Annotated in this window: 6 protein-coding genes; 1 reads left to right on the top strand and 5 read right to left on the bottom strand. The window is 68.1% G+C overall.

Annotated features, from left to right (window positions below):
• The 3 genes from MJ783_RS04670 to MJ783_RS04660 all read right to left on the bottom strand — a co-directional run.
• On the bottom strand, positions 1–905 hold a 905-nt coding region (locus MJ783_RS04670; RefSeq protein ID WP_239308680.1), incomplete at its 3' end, for a YbhN family protein.
• An 869-nt stretch (positions 906–1,774) separates the two neighbouring features.
• Positions 1,775–2,092 (bottom strand): hypothetical protein, encoded by a 318-nt coding sequence (locus MJ783_RS04665; protein ID WP_239308679.1) that lies wholly within the window; start codon positions 2,090–2,092, stop codon positions 1,775–1,777.
• Positions 2,093–2,311: 219 nt separating this feature from the next.
• Complete coding sequence (locus MJ783_RS04660) at positions 2,312–2,869, bottom strand: TIGR03668 family PPOX class F420-dependent oxidoreductase (protein ID WP_239308678.1); 558 nt, start codon at positions 2,867–2,869, stop codon at positions 2,312–2,314.
• 95 nt (positions 2,870–2,964) lie between these two features.
• On the opposite strand from MJ783_RS04660, the gene MJ783_RS04655 reads away from it, so the two are divergent.
• Positions 2,965–3,309, top strand: coding sequence for a DUF6247 family protein (locus MJ783_RS04655; protein WP_239308677.1), 345 nt, complete (start codon positions 2,965–2,967; stop codon positions 3,307–3,309).
• A 494-nt stretch (positions 3,310–3,803) separates the two neighbouring features.
• Here the strand turns inward: MJ783_RS04655 and rdgB are convergent, their stop codons facing one another.
• Positions 3,804–4,457, bottom strand: coding sequence for an RdgB/HAM1 family non-canonical purine NTP pyrophosphatase (gene rdgB / locus MJ783_RS04650; protein WP_239308676.1), 654 nt, complete (start codon positions 4,455–4,457; stop codon positions 3,804–3,806).
• 6 nt (positions 4,458–4,463) lie between these two features.
• A complete protein-coding gene (rph, locus tag MJ783_RS04645; protein ID WP_239404874.1) occupies positions 4,464–5,222 on the bottom strand; it encodes a ribonuclease PH in 759 nt (252 codons plus the stop codon).
• Positions 5,223–5,251 lie beyond the last annotated feature (29 nt).

Here is a 5,251-nt window from a genome sequence, read left to right as displayed (position 1 = left end):
ACCGGAAGCCAGTAGCTGATCAGTCTGTACACGAGAACAGCGGCGAGCATGGACGCGGCGTCGCCCCCGACGGCGGTGAGACCGAGGGCCAGCGCCGGCTCGAGCGCCCCGACGTTGCCCGCCGTCGGCACGGCTCCGGCCACTGCCGCACCGATCAGGTAGATCGTCGCGATGGACAGCAAGGTCCCAGAGCCGTTGAACGCCCAGACGCACGACGCCAACGCCACGATTTGGGTGATTTTGATGCCGGCGGCGGAGGCGAGCAGGATCGCGGTCCGCCGCGGGGAACGGGCGAGCAGCAGGAGATGCCTGCCGGTGGCTGCCAGCGGAGGTTTCAATCGGTTCCGGATCCGGGGGTGCGCACTGAGCATGGCGCAGGCAAGCAGGCAGCCCGCGACGCATCCAAAGGCCAGCCTGGAACGCATGTGCCGATTGATCAGCTCAACGGGCGCGCTCATCGCGTTTCCGGCACCTGGACCGTTCGCCAGCCCGGTGACAAGCACGATTCCGGCCACATGCGCGAGCGCCACGACAACCTTCACCGCGGCGACGGCACCCAGCCCGGCTGACCGGGTGAGCCGTTGGCGTTCCAGGTAGCGCACGTTCACCGCGATCGCTCCAAGGCCCGCCGGCAGTAGCCGGTTCGCCGCCGCGGCCGCGAGCTGCACCCCTGTCGCCGTGTGCAGCCGCAGCGGCAGCCCGCTGGCCGCGCGTAGGGCCAGCGCGTTGGCCAGGAAGAACAGGGCGGAGGCGAACCCGCACACCACAAGCCAAGGCCAGGCGGGAGCCGCGACGTTCGACAGCTTGGCGGTTACCTCGGTGCGAAACCTGGTCACAAGCAGCAGGACCATCGGGATCGCGATGGCGATCCCGATCAGCGCGCGGGGCTGGCGCGGCCATCCCACGCGAACACGAGGCCAATGCGGCCGCAACGCCGCCGGTGAAAGCGCGTCCAGTGCACACCCACCGGACGCATCCCGCACCAACGGGTGAGTAATGCGCTGGTGGGGAATGGTGACCGGGGGCAGCACGACGGCGGTCCCGTCAGCTGCTGTCGCGGGACCCGCTTTTTCGGCGGCTATCCAGCCTGGCGTCATGGCGTCAGGGTAGATCGAGATTCATAACGGATGCTGAACAACGTACATCCGGCGCACGGACCTTCATTCAAGGGGTTCGCCGGACAGCGTGCCGCTCACCGGCCAGGCAACCGGTTTGGCCGGAAATAGCATGAAATAAACCGCACCTTGACTGTTCCCCGAGTGGGATGTGTCACTCAGGCCGATCGTGATCAGATCACGACATGATACGCATATGGCCGGTATGTATCCGTTGCGCGACCCGGTTGCTTCCTGAAATCCCAACATCCGTTAGCGGACCGCCGGCGGCTGCTGAAAGGCCGGGCTCCGACAGATTCGCGTGTCCCGTCAACAATCACCCTGGACGGTACGGAAACGGCTTTCGGCGCATTGGCGAACGGCCGTACCGTGTTTATCGTCGATGTCATGAGCCGCTGCCCGCGCGCCCGCGCGCCCGCGCCCGCGCCCCGCGCCCCGCGGTACGCCGGTACGCCGGTACCGAGAAATTGCAGGTGGAACTGTTCGGCCGTGGTTTTCCGTGATCTGTTTTCCGCGCAACCAGGCTGGTGGCGTGCCCACAGGCCCAGGCGGCGGGTTGGTGGAGTACACCGGGCGGCGACGCTGATGGGCCGGCTCACCGCTGGCCCACCGCTGGCCCACCGCTGGCCCGGCCCATCAGCTACCGAACGCTCTCCATCTCACCGTATGGCGGACCGGCCGCCCGCCCACACCAACGCGGCATCCGGCGACATCCGGATCCCAGCCGTCGCGGCGATGTCCACGAAGAAGAAAAGTGGCGTGACCTGGTAATCATGCCAACCGTTCTCAACCGCGAACAGTTCCGCTGACTCGGCCGAACCAAAAGTGACCGTCGCGTCACGAATCTGCCGCGTCTCCCCCGACTCAAAACGAATGACCCCGTACAGGACGGGCAGCTGCCCGCGCGCAGCCCCGCCGTCACCGGTCCCGTCGTCAGCGTCGTCACCGTCGTCCGCGTTCGCGCTGGTTGCCGCCACCGGCCCCACCGCCTCCTCCCAATCGCTCGTTCGGTACCCCCGCATCGCATGCCGGGCGCGCGCTGCCGGCACACCCGGTCAGCCCCGACACGCCCCAATGGCCCGAGCACGACGCGGCTTGGCGTCCCGTCGCATCTCGCCCAAAGACAAGATTCACTATGCAAGAGTCGTCTGATCATGTGATAACCGCGTTACCCGCAGGTGACCACCACGTACGGATCAGTAGGCGAGGCCGGTACAGCCGGGCGTACCGCCTGGGACAGCCGGCAGACCGGGCGGGGCAACGGGCAGACCGGGCGGTACGCGCCGGCCGGTGGGCGCCACGGGAGCGCCCGCGGGTTCCCCAGGGGCCTGCGCGTGCCCGAGACAGGCCCAGCCGATCCAGCGGCGGACCTCAACGAGAATGACCTGGCCCACCGGCCGGCGCTCGCGGTACTGATCGTACTTTGCCACCAGCTGGTCAATCGCGTCATGCCAGGCGGATCCGTCATCGAGAATGCGGGCGACACCGTCGGCTCGAGCCCACCACAGCAGGTTCCAGTCGTTCGCGTAGTAATCGACGATCAGGCTGACCCTCGGGTTGACCGCGATGTCGGCTAAGCGACGCAGAGCCATCGACCGTTTGGGCTTGTGGTCCACCACGGTCACGATCACATCGTCGTGCAGTGCGAAGGTGATGGGCACCAAGTGGGGCTGCCCGCTCGCGTCCGCCGTGGCCAGCCGGGCAACCTCAGCGGCGGCAAACCGGCCGCGTACCTCATCGGCGTCCAGGTTCATCCCTCATACCTACCGCCCTCGTACCTGCCGCGATACCTGCCGCGAGCGGTCAGGCCCCGCCTGGGGTGCGGACAGCCGGACGAGACAATAAGCGCATGGCTGACGCGGACGTGACAACCTCGCCGCATGGGGTGCGGATCCGGGTGAACAAGACAGGGCCAGGCGTGCATGCCGCCCTCGACCCGGACCGCAGGGCAGAGTTCGAGGCGGAGTTCCGAAACGCGCTGGCGCACGCCGACAACCAGTCCGACCTGGATGCCGTCCAGGATGTGGTCGAACGGTGGTGGCCGGCGGCAGTGCTGTGCGCCAACCCGGAGATCCAGGAAGAGATCGACATGGGCCGCTGCCGCGCGGCGGACGATGCCCACACCGCGTTCGGCCATCTCACCAGCCACCCGCACCCGCACCCGGAGGACGCCGACGCGGCGGTAGACAGTTGATCCCACCGCGGTCAGGCAGGCTGCTGGCACACCATCATGACCATCACCAGTTCAGGAGCCGCGGCCCCGCCGGAGATCGTCGTCAGGTTCCGCGCCTGAGCGCCGCCAGCGCCCGGCGCGCCAACGCTCGCGCACCCATGACTCAGACCAGCGCACACCGAGGGTGATCGAGGACGCGACTGGGGTGTCACGAGTCGGGGACGGATGGGAACGACCCGGACACCTCAGCCGCGTCCTTAACCTACCCTGCCGATAGCAAATAGTCACTGATCGATTACAGGTGGTTCTAGCTTACACGGCAATTGGCCTCCATGTACCCGTTTTGGCGTGGTCTACTGCCATGTCTTTTGCCGGATTTCACCGCCGCCTGCGCAGTGACGGGAGGTCAATCACGGAACGTGTCCAAATCTCCGCTAACAGATCGCCAGATATAACTCTCCGGACATGTCCGGCCGCTCCCCGAAGATGGGCGGAGAGCGGCCGGCGGAAGCCGCTCAGACGCCCAGCTGCCCCCGCAGGACGCCCGCAAGCTCTGCGAACGCCCGTCCCCGATGACTGATAGCGTCCTTCTCGGCCGGGCTGAGTTCCGCGCTGGTCCGCTCCTCGCCGTCCGGCACGAACAACGGGTCGTAACCGAAACCGCCGGTCCCGCGCGCCGCGGTCAGCAGCCGTCCGCGCATCTCGCCGTGCACGACCTGTTCGCCCCCGCCCGGGATCACCAGGGCCGCCGCGCACACGAACACCGCGCCGCGCCGCGCCGCGGGCACATCGGCCAGCTGGGCCAGCAGGAGCTCGTTGTTGGCGGCGTCCCGCTCCGCTGGGGACACCCGCGGCCGCGACCCGGCCCAGCGCGCGGACAGCACCCCGGGCATGCCGTTGAGGGCATCGACCGCGAGCCCTGAATCGTCCGCCACGGCAGGCAGACCGGTGACCCGTACCGCGTCCCGCGCCTTGATCAGGGCATTTTCGGCAAAGGTGGCCCCGGTCTCGGGAACCTCCGGGCCATCGGGCAACGCCAGCAGCTCGATGGTCAGCCCCGTGGCCGCGAGAATACGGCCCAGCTCGACGATCTTGGCGTTATTGCGGCTCGCCAATACGACACGGGCCGGCCCGACCGCACTGCGCGCAAGGCCTCCATCCGCAATCATCGGCGATCACCGGGCGGACGCGCGGGACGCGGGGCGCGGCCCTCCCGACGGCACCGGACGCACCTGGGCGAGTGCCGCCCGCTGGATGTCGGTCAGCCGTGTGCACCCCCGGACGGCCAGATCAAGCAGCTGGTCGAGCATGGCCCGGTCGAAGGGCATGCCCTCCGCCGTGCCCTGGACCTCGACAAAGCCGGCGTCACCCGTGCAGACCACGTTCATGTCGGTATCGGCACCGGCGTCCTCGTCATAGGCGAGGTCCAGCACGGGCTGACCGCCGACGACGCCGACGCTCACCGCGGCCACACTGCGGATCACCGCATCCGGGCGGCCCAGCCAGGCGCACGCGTCGGACAAAGCCACATAGGCGCCGGTGATGGAGGCGGTACGGGTACCGCCGTCGGCCACCAGGACGTCACAGTCGATCGCAATCGTGTTCTCGCCGAGGAGCTTGAGATCGATGCAGACGCGCAGGCTGCGGCCGATCAGCCGGGAGATCTCATGAGTCCGGCCACCGATGCGCCCCCGCACCGACTCACGGTCGTTGCGGGTGTTCGTCGCCCGCGGCAACATCGCGTACTCCGCGGTCACCCAGCCCAGGCCGCTGCCCTTACGCCAGCGTGGTACGCCCTCGGTCACGGACGCGGCGCACAACACCCGCGTCCGCCCGAATTCGATCAATACCGAACCCTCAGCATGGTCCTGCCAGCCACGAGTGATCATTACCGGGCGAAGTTCGTCGAATGTCCTGCCGTCGGAACGCTTCACGACGACTGACCCTACCGGCAGGCGCTAAG

This window comes from Protofrankia sp. Cj3, from assembly GCF_917627355.1.
Lineage (GTDB): Bacteria > Actinomycetota > Actinomycetes > Frankiales > Frankiaceae > Protofrankia.
Note: the sequence above shows the minus strand (reverse complement) of the source record. Positions and strands in the feature narration are given on the sequence as shown.